Source organism: Chromohalobacter sp. 48-RD10 (assembly GCF_029889785.1).
Taxonomy (GTDB): Bacteria; Pseudomonadota; Gammaproteobacteria; order Pseudomonadales; family Halomonadaceae; genus Chromohalobacter.
The window spans coordinates 1-1905 of sequence record NZ_JARANX010000108.1 but is presented as its reverse complement, the minus strand read 5'-3'; the positions used below and the strand labels follow the sequence as shown (position 1 = coordinate 1905).

Here is a 1905-nt window from a genome sequence, read left to right as displayed (position 1 = left end):
ACCGGTATTCGCCAACGACACGCTCTATATCGGCACGCCGTTCTACCGCATTCTCGCGCTCGACCCCGCCACCGGCGAGCAGAAGTGGAGCTTCGACACCGAGTCCAAGCTCGAAGCAATGACGCAGCCCGCACTCAAGAGTCGTGGTGTCGCCTACTGGGAAGCGGATGATCCGGTCGAAGGCGAGTCCTGCCAGAAGATCGTCTATCTGGGCACGATGGACGCGCAGCTCTTTGCCGTCGATGCCGACACCGGCGAGAAGTGCACTAGCTTCGCCGATAACGGCGTACTGGACGTCAACCAGTGGAATGACACCCACGATAAGTGGCCGCTATCGCTGCTGCAGCCACCGACCGTGGTGGGCGATCACCTGATCCTCGGCTGGGCCGGAAAGGACTGGGCGTTCGAGCAAGCGCCTCCCGGCACCGTGTTCTCCATCAATGCCCGTACCGGCGAACGCGAATGGAGCTTCAACGCCCTTTCCGACGAGATGCGCGAGAAGAGCGGTACCGCCAACGTGTGGACGCACATGTCCGCCGACGAGGAAAACGGCCTCGTGTATCTGCCGATCTCCTCGCCATCTCCCAATTATTGGGGTGGCAATCGCACCGAGGACGCGCCCCTGGCGACCTCGACCACCGCGCTTGACGTCGACACCGGCGAAGTCGTCTGGTCGCGCCAGTGGGTCCACCACGACGTCTGGGACTACGACATCAACTCCGCCCCCACGCTGATGGATATCACGGTGGATGGCGAGGAAATCCCGGCATTGATCCAGGCCACCAAGCAAGGCTTCCTGTTCGTCGTCAACCGCCTGACGGGTGAGGACGTCTGGCCGATCGAAGAGCGCCCGGTACCGCAGGGCGATGGCTCCGTCAAAGGCGAAGAATACGCGGACACGCAACCCTTCCCGACCAAGCCCGCTCCGCTGCTCGACCAATCCGAGAAACCGAAGGTCTGGAAACTCGCCGATGCCGTTGGCGGTGGACAGTGTTCCAAGCTCTGGGACAACCTGACGTATGAAGGCATGTACACGCCGCCCACTACCAAGGGCGAAGGTGCACTGACTTATCCTGATAGCTCCGGCGGTGTGCAATGGGGTGGTGTCGCGTTCGACCCTGTCAGCCAAACGGCCATCGTCAACACCTCGCACATCGTGCAATACGTGAAGCTCTACGAGCGTGAAGCCTACGAGAAAGCCGATAGCGGCTCAGGCAATGAGAGTGGCTTCGCACCGCAGACAGGGGCGCCTTACGGTATGCGTCTCAAGGTGGCACGTAACTGGCTCGGTATGCCGTGCTGGGAGCCACCTTTTGGTGAGATCGTCGCACTCGACATGAAAACCGGTGATGTGAAATGGCGTCGCCCGATCGGCTCCTCGCAGCAGTACGGCTTCTTCATGCCCGAAAGCTGGGGCTCGCCCACCATCGGCGGTCCAGCGGTCACCGCGGGTAACGTGATCTTCATCGGCGGCTCCATCGACGCCAAAATGCGCGCCTACTCACTCGAGACCGGCGAAGAGCTATGGGAAGACCAGGCCGAGGCACCTGGCGTCGCGAACCCTGCCGTGTACGAGTATGAAGGCCGCGAATACGTCGCCTTCGTGGCAGGCGGCAACTCGATCGTGAAAGATCAGGTCGGCGACCAGGTCGTCGTCTACGCGCTGCCGGAGGACGAAGACGAGTAACGACCGTCAGTAAGTGGTAGAGAGCAATATAGAAGTAAAGTAGAAAGCAGACGGGGTGGGCCCAATTGGGTCCACCCCGTTTTTGTTGGCTCGCGTCGTTGTGGTCGGGCCTTTTTAGCCTTGCGCGTTAAGGCTATATCGCGTTCATGGCGAGACGACGCCGGCCAGATGTTCATAGAGCACGGCGACGCCAATGGCGATGAGGATCAGGCCGCCCA

At 61.2% G+C, this 1905-nt stretch carries 1 protein-coding gene; it reads left to right on the top strand.

Going from position 1 to position 1905, the window contains the following annotated elements; translation table 11 throughout:
* Nucleotides 1-1687: PQQ-binding-like beta-propeller repeat protein (locus OP496_RS17455; protein WP_280565152.1), on the top strand; the 1687-nt coding region annotated here is incomplete at its 5' end.
* Between the last annotated feature and the right edge of the window lie 218 nt (nucleotides 1688-1905).